Origin of the sequence: Rhizobium sp. AAP116 (assembly GCF_001295785.1) — a bacterium.
GTDB lineage: Bacteria > Pseudomonadota > Alphaproteobacteria > Rhizobiales > Rhizobiaceae > Allorhizobium.
The window spans coordinates 99,507-116,208 of sequence record NZ_LJIB01000026.1 but is presented as its reverse complement, the minus strand read 5'-3'; the positions used below and the strand labels follow the sequence as shown (position 1 = coordinate 116,208).

17 protein-coding genes are annotated in these 16,702 nt (G+C 61.3%); 10 read left to right on the top strand and 7 right to left on the bottom strand.

Annotation, left to right across the window (positions count from 1 at the left end; translation table 11 throughout):
* Positions 1–112 precede the first annotated feature (112 nt).
* A complete protein-coding gene (locus IP85_RS15280; RefSeq protein WP_054150539.1) occupies positions 113–1,966 on the top strand; it encodes an ABC transporter ATP-binding protein in 1,854 nt (617 codons plus the stop codon).
* Here the strand turns inward: IP85_RS15280 and IP85_RS15275 are convergent.
* Entirely contained in the window at positions 1,942–2,565 is a 624-nt protein-coding gene (locus IP85_RS15275) for an NUDIX domain-containing protein (protein ID WP_054150538.1), read from the bottom strand. The genes IP85_RS15280 and IP85_RS15275 overlap by 25 nt on opposite strands.
* Positions 2,562–4,724 carry a molybdopterin oxidoreductase family protein gene (locus IP85_RS15270; protein ID WP_054150537.1) on the bottom strand — a complete coding sequence of 721 codons (2,163 nt, stop codon included), beginning with the start codon at positions 4,722–4,724 and terminating at the stop codon, positions 2,562–2,564. Before IP85_RS15270 ends, IP85_RS15275 begins: the two co-directional genes overlap by 4 nt.
* A 33-nt stretch (positions 4,725–4,757) precedes the next feature.
* Here IP85_RS15270 and IP85_RS15265 point away from each other — a divergent pair, with 33 nt between their 5' ends.
* Genes IP85_RS15265 through IP85_RS15255 form a run of 3 tightly spaced genes read left to right on the top strand, consistent with a single transcriptional unit; the run spans position 4,758 to position 7,026 of the window.
* Positions 4,758–5,621, top strand: a complete 864-nt coding sequence (locus tag IP85_RS15265; protein ID WP_054150536.1) for a 23S rRNA (adenine(2030)-N(6))-methyltransferase RlmJ — start codon at positions 4,758–4,760, stop codon at positions 5,619–5,621.
* An 18-nt stretch (positions 5,622–5,639) separates the two neighbouring features.
* Complete coding sequence (locus IP85_RS15260; protein WP_054150535.1) at positions 5,640–6,401, top strand: ribonuclease T(2); 762 nt, start codon at positions 5,640–5,642, stop codon at positions 6,399–6,401.
* A gap of 28 nt (positions 6,402–6,429) precedes the next feature.
* Positions 6,430–7,026, top strand: a complete 597-nt coding sequence (locus IP85_RS15255) for a glutathione S-transferase (protein ID WP_054150534.1) — start codon at positions 6,430–6,432, stop codon at positions 7,024–7,026.
* A gap of 75 nt (positions 7,027–7,101) precedes the next feature.
* Here IP85_RS15255 and IP85_RS15250 read toward each other — a convergent pair whose 3' ends face one another.
* Positions 7,102–7,764: an outer membrane protein gene (locus tag IP85_RS15250; protein WP_054150533.1), complete on the bottom strand. Its 663-nt coding sequence runs from the start codon at positions 7,762–7,764 to the stop codon at positions 7,102–7,104.
* Between the two features lie 364 nt (positions 7,765–8,128).
* Here IP85_RS15250 and IP85_RS15245 point away from each other — a divergent pair, with 364 nt between their 5' ends.
* The 5 genes from IP85_RS15245 to IP85_RS15225 all read left to right on the top strand — a co-directional run bounded on the left by IP85_RS15245 (position 8,129) and on the right by IP85_RS15225 (position 12,381).
* Positions 8,129–8,887 (top strand): SDR family oxidoreductase, encoded by a 759-nt coding sequence (locus IP85_RS15245; protein ID WP_054150532.1) that lies wholly within the window; start codon positions 8,129–8,131, stop codon positions 8,885–8,887.
* Positions 8,884–10,911: an excinuclease ABC subunit UvrC gene (gene uvrC / locus IP85_RS15240; protein ID WP_054150531.1), complete on the top strand. Its 2,028-nt coding sequence runs from the start codon at positions 8,884–8,886 to the stop codon at positions 10,909–10,911. The genes IP85_RS15245 and uvrC overlap by 4 nt, the downstream gene beginning before the upstream one ends.
* Before the next feature lie 121 nt (positions 10,912–11,032).
* Positions 11,033–11,629 carry a CDP-diacylglycerol--glycerol-3-phosphate 3-phosphatidyltransferase gene (gene pgsA / locus IP85_RS15235; protein WP_054150530.1) on the top strand — a complete coding sequence of 199 codons (597 nt, stop codon included), beginning with the start codon at positions 11,033–11,035 and terminating at the stop codon, positions 11,627–11,629.
* Position 11,630: 1 nt separating this feature from the next.
* Entirely contained in the window at positions 11,631–11,885 is a 255-nt protein-coding gene (gene moaD, locus IP85_RS15230; RefSeq protein WP_054150529.1) for a molybdopterin converting factor subunit 1, read from the top strand.
* 25 nt (positions 11,886–11,910) lie between these two features.
* On the top strand, positions 11,911–12,381 hold the full coding sequence (locus IP85_RS15225; protein ID WP_054150528.1) for a molybdenum cofactor biosynthesis protein MoaE: 471 nt from the start codon (positions 11,911–11,913) through the stop codon (positions 12,379–12,381).
* A 188-nt stretch (positions 12,382–12,569) separates the two neighbouring features.
* On the opposite strand, the gene ndk is transcribed toward IP85_RS15225, so the two are convergent.
* Positions 12,570–12,992, bottom strand: coding sequence for a nucleoside-diphosphate kinase (ndk, locus tag IP85_RS15220; RefSeq protein ID WP_054150527.1), 423 nt, complete (start codon positions 12,990–12,992; stop codon positions 12,570–12,572).
* 117 nt (positions 12,993–13,109) lie between these two features.
* Positions 13,110–13,793 carry a glutathione S-transferase family protein gene (locus IP85_RS15215; protein WP_054150526.1) on the bottom strand — a complete coding sequence of 228 codons (684 nt, stop codon included), beginning with the start codon at positions 13,791–13,793 and terminating at the stop codon, positions 13,110–13,112.
* Between the two features lie 135 nt (positions 13,794–13,928).
* On the opposite strand from IP85_RS15215, the gene IP85_RS15210 reads away from it, so the two are divergent.
* The gene (locus tag IP85_RS15210) at positions 13,929–14,435 is read left to right on the top strand and encodes a DinB family protein (RefSeq protein WP_054150525.1); all 507 of its coding nucleotides are present in this window, start codon (positions 13,929–13,931) and stop codon (positions 14,433–14,435) included.
* Positions 14,436–14,529: 94 nt separating this feature from the next.
* Here IP85_RS15210 and IP85_RS15205 read toward each other — a convergent pair whose 3' ends face one another.
* Both IP85_RS15205 and IP85_RS15200 read right to left on the bottom strand, forming a co-directional pair.
* Positions 14,530–16,122 (bottom strand): HAMP domain-containing methyl-accepting chemotaxis protein, encoded by a 1,593-nt coding sequence (locus tag IP85_RS15205; RefSeq protein ID WP_054150524.1) that lies wholly within the window; start codon positions 16,120–16,122, stop codon positions 14,530–14,532.
* Complete coding sequence (locus IP85_RS15200) at positions 16,119–16,418, bottom strand: hypothetical protein (protein WP_054150523.1); 300 nt, start codon at positions 16,416–16,418, stop codon at positions 16,119–16,121. Before IP85_RS15200 ends, IP85_RS15205 begins: the two co-directional genes overlap by 4 nt.
* Positions 16,419–16,702: the final 284 nt, after the last annotated feature.

Below are 16,702 nucleotides of genomic sequence, written 5' to 3'. Positions count from 1 at the left end.
GCTTGCGATCTATTCACCCCCCCGTTTAAATCTAAGGGTTCCTCTCTCCGCTGGACTCAGCTCTATTCGTGTTCTCATTTTGATCACGTAAAGCTGCTGCCAGGGACCTCTCATGATGTTTTCCGATCGGATTTTCACCCCCTTTGAAAGGCTGCTCCGACCGCTCGAAGTACCGTATCGAAGGATTCCGAGTGACGGTCCCCTGCGGCTGGTCCTGCATTTCGTCGCATACGCACCGAAGTCGTGTTTGGTCGTGCTTGGCCTGTCAGCCAGCGTCGAGATCGTCAATCTGACTGTCCTCTGGGGTGTCTCACACCTGATCGACGGCATCTCCAGCCAAGGTCTGCTTCCCTATCTCGATGCCCATCGCTGGCCACTCGCTGGTTTCGTCGCGCTCTTTTTCCCAATTCTGCCGCTGCTGATCTTTCTCTGCAATGCATTGGGCGTCCACGTACTCAGCGTCAGCCTTCCCACACTCATCCAGTGGCATGGTCACAAGGCGGTCGAAAGCCAGGATCTCGGCTTCTTCCATGACCAGTTTTCGGGCCAGGTGGCCAGCCGGATCGCTCAGGTGGCGGGGGCCGTCAAGCAACAGATGGCGGCGGCGGTCCGGACGCTGCCAATCTTCTTTGTGCAGATGGTCGGTTCGGTCGTGCTTCTGACGGCGCTGTCCTGGCCGTTGACGCTCCCGGTCCTTGTGTGGATCGCCATGAATGCCGTGATCGCAAAACAGGCCGTGCCGCAGTTTAGCGCAACGGCCAAGACGGCGGCTCGGGCACGCAGCCGAGTGGTCGGGGAGATGACCGACCTCTACAGCAACATCCAGACGGTCAAGCTCTTTGCCGCCGAGGACAGCGAGGCCGGTGCGCTGCGGCGTGTGATGGAGCGGTCGATGACCGCACAGTTTCGGGAGCGCCGCATCGGCCTTACCGCAGATCTCCTGGTCATCTCCTCCAACACCTTGCTGTTCATCGCCATCTTTGCAGTCAGCCTCTGGGGGATTGCCGATGGCTTCGTCACACTCGGCGAATTCGTCGCTGCAATAACCATCACCCAGCGGCTGGCCTCTAATTCCCGAGGCTTCCTTAGTCTCGGTCAACAGATTTCCGAAGCGATCGGCACAATTCGCGACGCCATGCCGGTCATGACCACGCCGCCGACCGTGGTTGATGTGCCGGGAGCAAAGGCGCTCACCGTCACGCGCGGCGAGATCCGCTTCGACCGAGTGCATTTCGAGTATCACGATAGCCAGCAAGTCATTCACGACCTGTCGCTGTCGGTTTCAGCCGGCGAGAAGGTTGGGCTCGTGGGTCTGTCCGGCGCTGGCAAGACGACGCTGGTGAGCCTGCTGCTACGCCTCTACGACCTCGATGGCGGGCGCATTGTCATCGATGGACAGGATGTCGCCGAAGTGACCCAGGCGAGCCTCCGCGCGCAGATCGGTTTCATCGCTCAGGACGTATCATTGCTGCATCGCTCGGTCGGCGACAACATCCTCTATGGCCGGCCGGGCGCCACGCAGGCAGAGCTGGAAGCCGCGGCACACCTTGCTCAGGCCGATGCCTTCATCGCCGACCTGAGGGACAGCGAGGGACGCACCGGTTATGCGGCCTATGTCGGGGATCGTGGCGTCAAGCTCTCAGGCGGGCAACGGCAGCGGGTCGCCATCGCTAGGGTCCTTCTCAAGGATGCGCCGATCCTGGTGCTGGACGAGGCAACGTCCGCGCTCGACAGCGAAGCGGAGGCGACGATCCAGGAGAAGCTCGACCTGCTGATGGAGGGTAAAACGGTGATTGCGATTGCGCATCGGCTGTCGACCATCGCCCGCATGGACCGCATCGTCGTGCTCGACAGAGGACGGATCATCGAGGAAGGAAGACCAGACGATCTGCTGAGTGCAGGTGGTCTTTATAGCAGACTATGGGCGCGTCAGACCGGCGGCTACATCGCATCGCTGGACGACTGACCCGTGCCCCTGCCGCTCCGCTTCAGCGCGGCCCATTGCAAGAGCATGATCGTCTTCGCGTCGATGATCTCGCCGGCCTCGACCATCTCCATGGCTTCGGCGAAGGCAAGCTCGACCACTTCGAGATCCTCCTGTTCGTCGTCGAGCCCGCCACCGGCTGTTATGCGCTCGGAATCGGTGACGGCGGCGTAGAAGCCGTGCAGCTTCTCGGTGACGGAGCCGGGCGACATGAAGGCGGCAAAGGCCGGGGTTGCCGTTGCGATCTTGAAGCCGGTTTCCTCCTGCGCCTCACGTAGCGCCGCCTGCAACGCGGTTTCACCGTCGTCGATGAAGCCGGCCGGGACCTCGAGCAGGTAGGGATATTCGCCGCTCAAGTGAGCTGCGATGCGCAGCTGGCGGACCAGTGTGACCGTGTCGCGTTCGACATTGTGCAGGAGAATGGCTGACGCATTGCGGCGTTCGAACACCTCCCAGGAGAGCCGGTGCGGCGCCCTGCCTTCGCGGAAGAAATCGAAGGTGATGCCGCGCAGATGGCTCCAGCCCTTCCACAGCGTCTTGTCTTCCAGGATCGCGATCCGGGCCTTGTCGAAAATGCTCATGCCAGGGCTTTTCTCATCCAGACCTTGTTGTCATGGAAGGCGGCACCGCCATGGGGTGCTGCCGGATCGGCACCGGTCAGGACATTGATGCCCTCGCCGTCGAGATGGCTCTTGTTCGGCCAGAGGCCCTCGGCCACCAGCACGCCCGGCTTCACGGCATCGGTGATCTTGGCGTGGATGCGGAGTTCGCCCCTAAGGTTGCCGAGGCTGACAACATCACCATCCATCAGACCGAGGCTCACGGCATCGGACGGATTGACCATGACCTCGGGGCGGCCTTCCTTGTCGCGCGAGGTCTTGGTCTCGGCGAAGGTAGAGTTCAGGAAATTGCGCGCCGGAGACGTCGCGAGCCGGAAGGGGTGTTCGGCATCAGCCACTTCGATCAGATCGACCTGGTCAGGATACACAGGCAATTCCTTCACCGGCCCCAGCGAGCCAAGCTTTGCCGGCGGTTTGTTCGGGGCTGGCGTTCCTTCCCAGTCCGGCTTGAAGCGGAACTTGCCGTCCGGATGGGCGAAACCGTTCAGATAATGGGCGTCCTCGAAGGCCGGCTGGCAGTCGAGCCACTTGTCCTCGATCAGCGTGTCGAAATCCGGCTTGCCGCTGATGTAGAGCATGTGTTCGATATGCTGGCGCTCGGTCTTGCCGAAGCCCGGGCGATCGGCGATGCCGAGGCGTTTGGCCAGCTCCTCGATGACGAAGAGATTGGTGCGCACCAGCGGCGGCGCATCGACGAGCTTCGGCCCGAGCAGGATATGGCTCTGGCCGCCGCCGCGATAGATGTCGTCATGTTCGACAAACATGGTGGCGGGCAGGACGATATCGGCGAGCTCGGCCGTCTCGGTCATGAACTGCTCATGCACGGCGACGAAGAGGTCGTTGCGCAGGAAACCCTGCTTCACCAGCCGCTGTTCGGGCGCGACATTGACCGGATTGGTGTTCTGGATGATCAGCGCATCGACGGGCCCACGATGGCGGAGCGCTTCGGCGTCCCCGGTCAGCACGCGGCCGATCTGCGACTGGTCGAGCATGCGGATCTCGGGGTCGACCATACCAGTGCCCATCAGCTGCGCCTTGTTCAGCTGGAAGATGTCGCTGTTCGAGTGGAAGGCGCCGCCGCCCTCATATTGCCAGGAGCCGAGCACGGTTGCGAGCGAGAGGGCCGCATGCATCGAGACCGCGCCATTGCGGCTGCGAGTAAAGCCGTAGCCGAGGCGGAAGTAGCTCTTCTTCGTTTCACCGACGAGACGGGCAAAGACCTCGATCTCTTCGACCGTGAGGCCTGTTATGGTCGAGGCCCATCCCGGCGTCTTATCCTTGAGATGCGCTTCGAGCCCTGCCGGATCATCGGCGAACTTCGCCATATACTCCCGGTCGGCGTAACCGTCGCGGAAGGCGACATGCATGGCGGCACAGGCGAGCGCCGCATCCGTGCCGGGTTTGAGGATGAGGGCCATATCGGCCTGCTTCATCGTCGGATTGTCGTAGATGTCGACGACAACGATCTTCGCGCCGCGATCTTTCCGCGCCTTGATCGCATGGGTCATCACGTTGACCTGGGTGGCGACCGCATTGGTGCCCCAGATGACGACGCAATCGGAGACGGCCATTTCGCGCGGGTCCGGGCCGCGCAGCGTGCCCGTGCCCATGACATAGCCGGTCCAGGCCATGTTTGTGCAGATCGTGCCGAAGAAGCCGGAGTACTTCTTTGCGTGGCGCAGGCGCTCAATGGAATCGCGCTGCACCAGGCCCATGGTGCCGGCGTAGAAATATGGCCAGACGGCTTCGGAGCCGTGGCGCTGCTCGGCCTTGACGAAGGCGTCGGCAATCTCGTCAAGGGCGGCTTCCCAGGTGACGTCCTGCCACTGGCCCGCGCCCTTGGCGCCGGCCCGACGAACCGGCTTCATCAGACGATCCGGATGGTAGAGCCGCTCGGCATAACGCGCGACCTTGGCGCAGATGACGCCCGCCGTATAGCTGTTCTCGGTCGCGCCGCGCATACGGCCGATGCGACCGTCCTCGGTCAGCTCGACGTCAAGCGCGCAGGTGGATGGACAGTCATGCGGACAGGCCGTATGACCGACCGACCGGTTTCGGATGGGGCTCTGGATGTTCATGGGGCCGTTATAGGCCAAGGCCTGAACGCTCAAAAGCCCCATTCGAACAATTCATCACTGCCATCGGAACGATCAATGAATTATCGCCACATCTATCACGCGGGCAATTTCGCCGATGTCTTGAAGCACCTCGTCCTGTCGCGGCTGATCATCTATTTGCAGCAGAAGGACAAGGCGTTTCGCGTGCTCGATACCCATGCCGGAATTGGGCTCTACGACCTATCCTCTGGTGAGGCGCAGAAAACAGGCGAATGGCTGGAGGGGATCGCCAAGGTCATCGATGCCGAGCTGCCGGAAAAGGTGGCCGATATCATGGCGCCCTATTTGGACGCGGTGAAGGCTCTGAACCCGGATCGCGAGACCGGCGGCCCGCTTGCCAAATATCCGGGCTCGCCGAAACTCGCCCGCGATCTCTTCCGTCCGCAGGACAGGCTGTCGGCGATGGAACTGCATCCCGAGGACGCGCGGGCGCTTTCGCGGCTGTTCGAGGGCGATTTCCAGGTCCGCGTGACCGAACTCGACGGCTGGCTGACACTGAATGCGCATCTGCCGCCGAAGGAAAAGCGCGGCATCGTGCTGGTCGATCCGCCCTTCGAGATCGAGGGCGAATACGAGCGGCTGGTGGACGGGCTTGCCAAGGCGCATCGCCGCTTTGCCAATGGCGTCTACTGCCTCTGGTATCCGATCAAGAAGGGCGCGCCGATCAAGGAATTCCACGAGGCCCTACAGGCGCTTGGCATACCCAAAATGCTCTGCGCCGAGTTGCATGTGAAAAGCGACCGCGAGCAGACGGGCCTTTCCGGCACCGGCCTTGTCATCGTCAACCCGCCCTTCACGCTGAAGGACGAAATGCATCTGGTGCTGCCGGAACTGAAGCGGCTGATGGCGCAGGATCGATACGCCTCACATCGCTGCTTCTGGCTGCGCGGCGAAGACTGAGCGGGAGCCGAGCAGCGCATGGGACGCTATACCGGTCTTTTCGCCTTCGGCCTGCTGCTTGCGGCTTCGGTCGTCTACAGTCTGCTGCCGGCAGACGGTCCCGCCGAACGGTCCACGCCAATTGCGTCATCAACAGAAACTGCCCCGCCTCGCTCTCCCGAACAGCGTCAGCCGGCAAAGGGGACGGACACCCCGGAAGCGCCGCAAGGCAGCGGGTTCGATTTCTACGTGCTGGCGCTTTCCTGGTCGCCGACCTTCTGTGACGGCGAAGCTGCCGGCCGCAACCGCGAGCAATGCGGCGCGGGCAAGGACTTCGGATGGGTGGTGCACGGGCTTTGGCCGCAGAATGAAACGGGCTGGCCGGAGAATTGCCCGACACCGGAAGGCAGCCGTGTCCCCGAGCGGATCGGGCGAACCGTCATCGACATCATGCCGAGCATGGGGCTGGTTGGCCACCAGTGGCGCAAACATGGCTCCTGTTCGGGGCTCGGCATGACCGATTACTTCAAACTCGTGCGCCAAGCGCATGATACCATTCGCCTTCCGACCGAGCTTTCCAATGTGGACATCGAAAGCCGGACATCACCGCAGGCCGTGGAGGCAGCCTTCATCCGCAGCAATCCGGGGCTCACCCGCTCGGCAGTCGCCGTGACCTGTGATAGGGAGAGAGTCGACGAAGTCAGGATATGCCTCGACCGGTCGCTTGGCTTCCGCGCCTGCCCTGAGGTCGACAGCCGGTCGTGCCGCCGCTCCGAGATCACTATCCCGCCTACGCGTTAACTCGCCACGAGAGCCACAGGAAACCATCATGAAGCTGCTCTTCGCGCCCGCCTCGCCCTATTCGTCCAAGGTTCGCATGGCGGCCCGCCATCTTGGCATCGAACTGGAAGAGGTCAGGGTCAACACGGCGGAAAACCCGTCGGAACTCGTCGACGCCAATCCGCTCGGCAAGATCCCGACGCTGATCACCGACGACGGAACGGCCATCTTCGACAGCCGCGCGATCATGCAGTATCTGCATCGCGCGTCCGACAAACGTCTTTATCCAAAAAAGGACGAGAAGCGGACCGAAGCGGATGTGCTCGAGGCCCTGTCCGACGGTATCTGCGACAGCCTGCTGGCCATCGTCTACGAAAAGCGCTTCCGGCCGCCGGAACTCGTCAGCCAGGATGCGATCGACCGGCAATGGGCGAAGATCAACCGCAGCCTCGATCATCTCGACAAGCACCTGCCAAAGATCGGAAAGAAGCTGCATGGCGGCCACTTTGCGCTGGCGTCCACCCTCGGCTACCTGATGTTGCGCTTCCCCGGCGAATGGGAAAATGGTCGGGCCGCGCTCACGGAATGGCCGGCCAAGTTCGCGAAGGCTTTCGAGCCCTACCCGGCTCTGCGCCCGAAGGCCTGATCGCCCGAAGCTACCAACCAGAAACAGAAAAGCCGGGACGATGCCCGGCTTTTCTTCATTTCTGGATCGCGTGGATCAGAACTTCACGCCCATGCCGACCTTGACCGAGTGGTCGTCGAAGCCACGGGAAATGGTCGAACCACCGAGGTTGAAGTCGCGCTTCTGGTAGTCGCTGTAGCGATACTCGACGCGTGCCGTGATGTTGTCGGTGACGAAGGTCTCGACACCGGCACCAACCGTGTAACCGGCTGCCAGTTTCTCGTCATCGGTTCCGGCGCCGGACAGCTCATGGTTGGCAACAGCCAGACCAGCCGTACCATAGACCAGGAAGGGGTTCAGGTCGTAACCGACGCGACCGCGGACCGAGCCGTTGACGCCCTGGGTGCCAGTCAGGCCGCCAGCGACGCCAGCCTGGGTGCCAGCATTGCCTTCTTCGCCATTGTAGCTGATGTCGGCTTCAGCACCGTATACGATCGAGCCATTCTGCATGTTGTAACCGCCGTACAGGGTACCGCCGAGGTCCTTGGCGTCACGGCCGTTGTTCGAGCCGGTGAACTTGCCGAAGTCGTAGGTCAGACCACCACCGACATAGGCACCCGACCAGTTGCCTGCCGGCGCAGAGTAGGATTCGGCGGCAGCCGGGGCTTCCGGTGCCTGGTAGATGGCGTCAGCTGCCTGGGCGGCGAAAGCTGCGACGGAGGTGGCGGATGCCAGAAGCATGATCTTGAGGGTACGCATGTTAGTCTCCTTTCGGTTCCCGGCCGCTCTTCACTAAGAACCAACGGCGGCCTGAACGTTAGTGGGTAATCTGTCCGTTCCGACTGTCTAGATGAATAGAAATTGAGGAAATGAAAGAGCGGAAATGTGAATTCATTGTGGCATCGCCATGACCAAATCGGGACGTTGCTTAAAAGACACAAACGATTCGTTAACCATAACAAATGCTTTACGCGATTTACTGAAGATTTCATCAACTTATACTTACATTATACGCGGACCCCACAAAGCAAACCCCGGGCAAAGTTTCAGGAATGCCCCGTTTAAATGTCGCCTCGGCGCCATATATGCAGCGCAACACCACTGACAGCACAAGGTAAGACACATGCAAAACGGCATCCCGAAGGTGGCTTTGGTCACCGGATCCGCAAAACGACTTGGCCGCGCCATCGCCGAAGACTTGGCGGCCCATGGCTTTGCCGTGGCATTGCATGCCAACGGTTCGCTGGATGAGGCAGAGGCCGTGGCCCACACATTGCGGTCCGAGGGAAAACGGGCAATCGCGCTGAAGGCGGACCTTGGTAACATTTCTGAGACCGGATCACTGATTGCGCAGACGGAAGCCGAATTCGGGCCTGTCGGGCTGCTCGTCAACAATGCCTCGATCTTCGAGGATGATTCCGCCATCGATTTCGATCCCGAAATCTTCGATCGGCACTTCAACGTACATGTACGGGCACCAGCGATCCTCAGTGGTGCGCTCGTCAAGGCGCTGCCCGAGGACAGCGCAGGCCTGATCGTCAACATCATCGACCAGCGCGTCCTGGCGCTGAAACCGACCTTCTTTTCCTATACGCTGTCGAAATCGACCCTCTGGACAGCGACGCAAACGCTGGCCCAGGCCTTTTCGCCTCGTGTTCGGGTCAATGCGATCGGCCCCGGCCCCAGCTTGATTTCGGAACGGCAGCGGCCAGAGGATTTTCAGGCGCAGATCGACAGCCTGCCCCTCAAGCGCGGCCCCTCGCTCGATGAATTCGGCCGCACGATCCGCTTTCTTTTTGACACGCCGTCGATCACCGGCCAAATGATCGCCTTGGATGGGGGCCAGCATCTGATTTGGCACGGCACGGAGATCAATGAATGAATGGAGGAAAGCTGCCCGATGGCGGCATTCTCTATGACGGTTCGGAAGAGGATGACGACGACGTCGTGGCGGAGGTGGATGCCACCCGCCCCGGCATCGAGATCGACTGGCATGTCGACGGCCTTGATGAAACAGGGCTCACCGGCGCTGACCTGATTGCCGAATTCGTCAAGCGGCTGCCCAATGCGCCCGGCGTCTACCGCATGCTGAACAAGGCCGGCGAGGTCATGTATGTCGGCAAGGCTCGAAGCCTGAAGAAGCGTGTCAGCAATTATGCCCAGGGCCGCGTTCACTCGAACCGTCTGTCACGCATGGTGCGGGACACCGTGCACATGGAGTTCGTCACGACCCGCACCGAGGTCGAGGCGCTGCTGCTCGAAGCCAACCTGATCAAGCGCCTACGCCCGCGCTTCAACGTGCTTCTGCGCGACGACAAGAGTTTTCCCTATATTCTGATCACCGGCGACAGCCGATCGCCCGCCATCTACAAGCACCGCGGGGCGCGCGCCCGCAAGGGCGACTATTTCGGCCCCTTTGCTTCGGCGAGTGCGGTTGGCCGCACGATCAATTCGCTGCAGCGCGCCTTCCTTCTGCGCACCTGCACCGACAGCGTCTTCGAGAGCCGCACGCGACCCTGCCTGCTTTATCAAATCAAGCGCTGTTCGGGTCCGTGCACGCATGAGATCAGCGATCAGGACTATGCTGGCCTGGTGCGCGAAGCGAAGGACTTCCTGTCGGGCAAGAGCCAGAACGTCAAGGAAGCCATGGCGCGCGCGATGAACGAGGCGGCCGAGGATCTCGACTTCGAGCGCGCCGCCGTGTTCCGTGATCGTCTCGCGGGTCTGTCGCATGTGCAGAGCCATCAGGGCATCAATCCGGCAGGTGTGGACGAGGCCGATGTCTTTGCCATCCATCACGAAGGCGGGCTGTCCTGCATTCAGGTCTTCTTCTTCCGCGCCAGCCAGAACTGGGGCAACCAGGCCTATTTCCCCAAGGCCGATCCGCAACTGAGCGCAGCGGAAGTGCTCAACTCGTTCCTCGCGCAGTTCTACGACGACAAGCCTGTGCCGCGGCTGATCCTCTTGTCCGAAGAGGTCGAGGAGCAGGACCTGCTCGCCTCCGCCCTGTCGGAAAAGGCCGGGCACAAGGTTTCGATCAGCGTGCCGCAGCGCGGGGAAAAGAAGGATCTCGTCGATCACGTGAATGCCAATGCCCGCGAGGCACATGGGCGGAAGCTTGCCGAAACCGCGTCGCAGTCGCGTCTGCTGGCCGGTCTCGCCGAGACCTTTCAGCTGCCTTACGTGCCGCGCCGCATCGAGATCTACGACAACTCCCATATCATGGGCACCAATGCGGTGGGCGGCATGGTGGTCGCGGGGCCGGAAGGCTTCGTGAAGGGGCAGTACCGAAAGTTCAACATCAAATCGACCGACATCACGCCCGGAGATGACTTCGGCATGATGCGCGAAGTGATGACCCGACGCTTCTCGCGCCTGCTGAAGGAGGAAGGCAAGCCGGACCGCAGCGCGGCCCCGGAAGACTCTGGGGACAGCCCCTTCCCCGCCTGGCCTGATGTCATTCTGATTGACGGTGGCCAGGGCCAGATGAGTGCCGTGCGCAAGATCCTTGCCGATCTCGATATCACCGAAAGCGTGATTGCCATCGGCGTTGCCAAGGGTGTGGATCGCGATGCGGGCCGCGAGCGCTTCTTCGTCGAGGGCAAGCCCGACTTCACGCTGCCGCCGCGCGACCCGGTTCTCTACTTCATCCAGCGCATGCGCGACGAAGCGCATCGGTTTGCAATCGGCTCACACCGGGCGCGGCGCAAGAAGGAAATGGTCAAGAACCCGCTCGACGAGATCGCCGGTATCGGACCGACGCGCAAACGGGCGCTGCTGCAGCATTTCGGCACGGCCAAGGCTGTATCCCGCGCCGCGGTCAGCGACTTGATGGCTGTCGAGGGCATCTCGGAAGCGGTTGCGCGGCTGATCTACAACCATTTTCACGAAAGCAGGGGTGACTGACACGGAAACGACGCATCCGGGGTCGAGATGATGATACAGACGATTCAGAATTCTTGAGTTGACGGCCTCGACGGAAACCCATCACATCACTCAGAGCACCAGACTTCAAAGACAGGGCATCATGGCTTCGCGCGCATACAACATTCCGAATCTCCTGACCTACGCTCGCATTCTCGCCGTGCCGCTCATCGTCGTGTGCTTCTTCCTGGAAGGCCGACTTCAGAGCTCCGACTTCGCCCGCTGGACGGCGCTGACGATCTTTGTCGTCGCCTCGATCACCGACTATCTCGACGGCTATCTGGCACGCATCTGGAACCAGACATCCAATATCGGCAAGATGTTGGACCCGATCGCCGACAAGCTTCTGATCGCTTCGGTGCTGCTCCTGATGGCCGCGGATGGCACGATCGCGGGCTGGTCGCTCTGGGCCGCCATCACCATTCTCTGCCGCGAGATCCTGGTCTCGGGCCTGCGTGAGTATCTGGCGGCGCTCAAGGTGTCCGTGCCAGTTACCCAGATCGCCAAGTGGAAGACGACCGCGCAGATGTTCGCACTCGCCTTCCTTCTGGCCGGCCCGGCGGGGGATAAAGTTCTACCCTATGTCGAGTTTGGCCTCGCCACCCATATCGGCATCGCGCTTCTCTGGATCGCCGCCATCCTGACCATCTATACCGGCTACGACTATTTCCGCGCCGGCGCGAAGCACATGGTGGATTGAGATGGTGAAGGTCGTCTACTTCGCCTGGGTTCGCGAGCGGATCGGCAAGGGCGAGGAAGAGCTGGAGATCCCGGCCGAGGTCAAGACCGCCGGCGAGCTGGTATCCTGGCTTGGGACCCTCGGCGAAGGCTATGAGGAGGCGCTGCGCTTTCCCAAGGCGATCCGGGTCGCCATCAACCAGGAACATGTCGAGCATAACGAACTGATTGCTGGCGCCCGTGAGATCGGCATCTTCCCGCCGATGACCGGCGGCTGAGAGTCAGCTCGCTGGAGGACAAGCCGTGACGATCAGGCCCGCCCCCACCATCCGCGTCCAGCGCGAGGATTTCGATCCGGCAGTCGAGTCGCAGGCTCTCTCAGCCGGGCGCAAGGACATTGGAGCGCTCGTTTCCTTTGTCGGCCTTTGCCGCGACGAGGCGGGAACGCTTTCGGCGCTCGAACTCGAACATTATCCGGGCATGGCGGAAACAGAGATGACCCGGATCGCGAAACTTGCGATCGATCGCTTCTCGCTGCTGGGGCTCACTGCCATCCACCGTTTCGGGCGGATCGAGGCGGGGGAACAGATCGTGCTCGTCCTTGCCGCTGCCCCGCATCGGCAGGCGGCTTTCGACGGCGCCAATTTCGTCATGGATTTCCTGAAGACCTCAGCGCCGTTCTGGAAGAAGGAACACGCGCAAGATGGCACCAGCGGCGACTGGGTCGCGGCAAAGGACGCCGACGATACGGCACGGGATCGCTGGAACCGATAAGCGTACGCCTCGCATGAACTGCCACAGCCGCCAATCGATCTCGACTTGGCAGGATTGCTCACGCTTTGGCCGAGCCGACGTGTGCCTTCCCTTGTCTCGACCACATGGCGGCATGAAAAAACCGGAGCCTTTCAGCCCCGGTTCTTTAATCTATCCAACGTCTTGAGGCTTCAGCCTCAGGACTTGATTCAGCCGACGATTTCGGTGTCGGCGAACCAGTAGCTGATTTCCTGGGCAGCGGTTTCCGGAGCGTCCGAACCGTGAACCGAGTTTTCGCCGATCGACAGGGCGAACATCTTGCGGATCGTGCCTTCGTCGGCATTGGCCGGGTTGGTGGCGCCCATGATTTCGCGGTTCTTCAGGATGGCGTTTTCGCCTTCGAGAACCTGAACGACGGTCGGGCCCGAGGTCATGCCTTCAACCAGTTCGCCGAAGAAGGGGCGTTCCTTGTGAACGGCGTAGAAGCCTTCGGCTTCGCGCTTGCTCATCCAAACGCGCTTCGAAGCGACGACGCGCAGGCCGTTGTCTTCGAAGACCTTGGTGATGGCGCCGGTCAGGTTGCGCTTGGTGGCGTCGGGCTTGATCATCGAGAAGGTGCGTTCAATCGCCATCTGTCTCATCCTTTTGTCTGTCAGGGAAAGTGGGCGGTATCTACCCGCCCCGAATCACGAAGACAAGAGGGCTTCGACAATTTCACGACGACGTCACAATCACACGGTTTTGACCGGTCAGGCGACCGCATGGGCGACGCCGTCATGGAATTCGAGGCAACGGTCGAACCAGAGGCTCACTGGATCATCCGCCGGCAGGTGGATGGCGCCCGTGGTGACCCTCAGCCATTGCAGCGCACCGAACAGGATATAGTCGCCGAAGAGCGGGGTTGCGCCGCCGACGAAAGGCTGGAAGCCCAGCATGTGACGGAGCGGCTGGAGCGCTGCCGGAAGGGCTGCAATTGCGGCGTCGCGACCGGCGGCCATGTCCTCCAAGGTCCGTCCGAGCCTTTCCTCACGGCTCTTGCGGAAATAGGCCTGGTCAGCGGGAGCCAGCATGTCGTGGATATCGACGAGAGCGATCTTCGTGATCGCGGTATGGACGACATGCTGGGAATAGCCCTCCACCAGGCGTGCTGCGGCGACACCGCCCTGCCCGCCAAACAGGCTCGGCTGCTCGGGATAGGCCTCCTCCAGATAGAGCGCGATCCGAAAGCTGTCGGAGATCAGTTCCTGACCGTCCCTAAGGATCGGAACCGTCTTTGAGAACCCGCCCTCGATTGTTGGGATCGCCGTGAAGGCGAGCGGCCGCTCCTCGAATGCAAGGCCCTTGTGGTGGAGGGCCATCACGGTCTTCCAGCAATGGGGCGAGAAGGGACGCGCGGCATCGGCGCCGCACAGCGAATAGAGGGTCATCGTCATCGGGATCTCCTATGTTCGCACCAAAAAAGCCGATCACGGGGCCGGATGCAAATCAGCATTTTTCATGGAACCCATAACCCCCATTTCGGTCGAAGCCGGCTAGACTGGATGCAGGACCACAATCAGGAGCGTACCATGCAGAACTATCAGATGCTCGCGGACTACAATGCTTGGGCCAACAGGCTGCTTTATTCTGCTGTCGCAGACCTCTCGACCGAAGAACTCCACCGCGATACCGGCGCCTTCTTCGGATCAATCTTCGCCACGCTCAGCCACATCCTGACAGCAGACCGGATCTGGCTGAACCGGTTCACCGGCGAAGGCCCGATGCCCCGCTCCCTGGATGAGCGCCCCTATGATGACTTCGAGGATCTGCGGGACGCTCGGCTGGAAGAAGACACGCGGATCATCCGTTATGCGCAGAGCCTGACTGCGGAGCGGCTGGATAGCGACTTCAGCTACACGCCGGTCACATCGCCGGAACGCGTAAGCCATAAGCTCTGGCCGGCCCTCACCCATGTCTTCAACCACCAGACCCACCATCGTGGGCAGGTTCATGCCGGATTGACCGGACTGGGCAAGCCGAGCCTCAGCCTCGACCTGATCTATTTCGTCCGCAGCCAGGGCCAGCAGTGGCTGTGAGACGCGACAGAGGCCTGACGGGGCTCTAAAACGGAAATGGGGCCACGACGATCGTGACCCCAAGTCTTTCGTGCGGATATGGGCTTAGCTGCGGTCAAGCGGCGCGACGGGTTCCGGAACCCGTCTTCGATCCGGTCTTGAACTGCGCCATCAGGTGATCCAGCGTGGTAGCCTCCTGGACGAGTTGCTGGATCGCAGCGCTTGATTCCTCCACCATCGCAGCATTCCGCTGGGTGTTCTTGTCGATGTGCCCGACCGCCTGATCGATCTCGACAAGGCCCTGTGCCTGGGTCTTGGCACCATCGATGATCTTGGAGATCTCGTGGCTGATCGACTGAACCTCGGTCGCGATCGTGCTCAAAGCCTCGCCGGCCTGGTCGACCAGTGACACACCGTTGCGCACTTCTTCCCCGGATGCGTTGATGAGGGTCTTTATCTCCTTCGCTGCATTGGCGGAGCGCTGAGCGAGTTCGCGAACCTCCTGTGCGACGACCGCAAAACCCTTTCCGGCCTCACCGGCACGCGCCGCTTCGACGCCGGCGTTCAGCGCCAGAAGATTGGTCTGGAAGGCAATCTCGTCGATGACGCCGATGATGTTCGAAATGGACTGCGACGACTGCTCGATACGGCTCATGGCAGAGACCGCGTCGGTTACGATCGTGCCGGATCGTTCCGCACCCATCCTTGCCTGGTTGACCAACTTGCCGACCGAATCCGCGACAGACGCGGTTTCCTTCACTGTGGCCATCACGCTGGACAGCGCGCTCGCGGTTTCCTCGACCGACGCGGCCTGGCGCTCGCTGCGGGCGGAGAGATCGTTGTTGGCCTGGCCGATCTGGCCCGTACCGTTGCGGAGAACTGAGGCCACCTGACCGACCTGAGAAACGACGACTTCGAGCTTCTGCACGGAGGCATTGAAGGACGTTCGCAGCTCATCAAGCGGGCCTGAGAAGGCGCTGTCGATGCGGTAGGAGAGGTCCCCTTCCGCCAGCTTCTGCAGCGATCTGGCCAGTTCGGAAACGGCGTAGTCCACCGCTTCGGCTTCCCGCGCCTTTTCCGCTTCCCGCTTGCGGCGGTCGGCATCGGCAGCGGCATCGGTTCGCTTGACGTGATCGGCCATCTCTACGGCCTCGCGCTCGGCAGCGACTGCATCGGCAACAGCCTTGTCGGAGACATCGAATGCCTTGACGACGGCCGAGGTCAGAGCGATCAGGACGATGCTCTGGACGATCAGCACCACCGCATGCAGGACGACGCGCGAGAAGTCGGAATCACCCGGGAAGACCGCCAGCGGCATCGCAACATACAGCAGCAGATGGTGGACCGCGACGAGCGCGGCGTAGCCGATAATCGCCTTCCAATCGATCCAGGCGGCACAGATCGCCAGGCTCGCGAAGAAGTACATATGGATGTCGATTTGGAGCGGCGAGCCCTGGAAGGCGAAAACGAGAATAGCGACCGTCGCCGCATTCGCCATGGAGGTAACCATGCGGGTGGTCGCGCCGGTACGATCCCTTGTCCACAAGAGTGTGGCCGGCACCAACAGGGCGAGAGTGGCCAGGATCATGGTCCAGTCGACACCCTGCTCGCGGACGAGATTGCGGACGACGATCAGGGCAAAGTTGATCCAGAGCAGTCCGACGATGCCGTAGGAGATCCTGTCTCTGAGCTTATTCAGTTCATTCATGTGTTCATTCCTTGCAGGCAACCAAGCGCCAGATCATGGTTGATGACGAGCAAAGCGCCCGCATCGAGAAGCCGCTCCGGAAAATCCGGAGCCTGCGAATAAGCGACCGACATCCACGGGACGCTTCCAGCCCAGACGAAAGCACCGTCAGCCCGGTCAATGACTGCCATCGAACCCGCCGCATGTGCCGCGGGTGAGGTTACAACGAGGACGAAGGGGCCGGACGGCCTTGCCGCTATGACAGCGACAACGGCGACCGCCAGCGAGAAGTAGACAGCGGGAATAAGGGACTTCATGGTGCCTACGTATGTTCGCCGGTCGAGTGCTGAGAAGGCTCTTCCCCAGCTGGTTTTCAGAGCATCAGCAAACCACAAACATCTCTAAAATATAATTAACCGAAGGGCGGAACCCGCTCATATTTCGGGCAATTCCGCTTTAGCAAAAGGCAAAAGGGAAGTCCCTGAAACAGGCCTTTGCCTTAACCGTTTCGTATGTGGTGCCGTGTTACGAGACCACAATTCTGCGGGAATAGTTCCGGCCTCCCACAGACCAAGCGCAACTCATCGGATGATCAGGACAA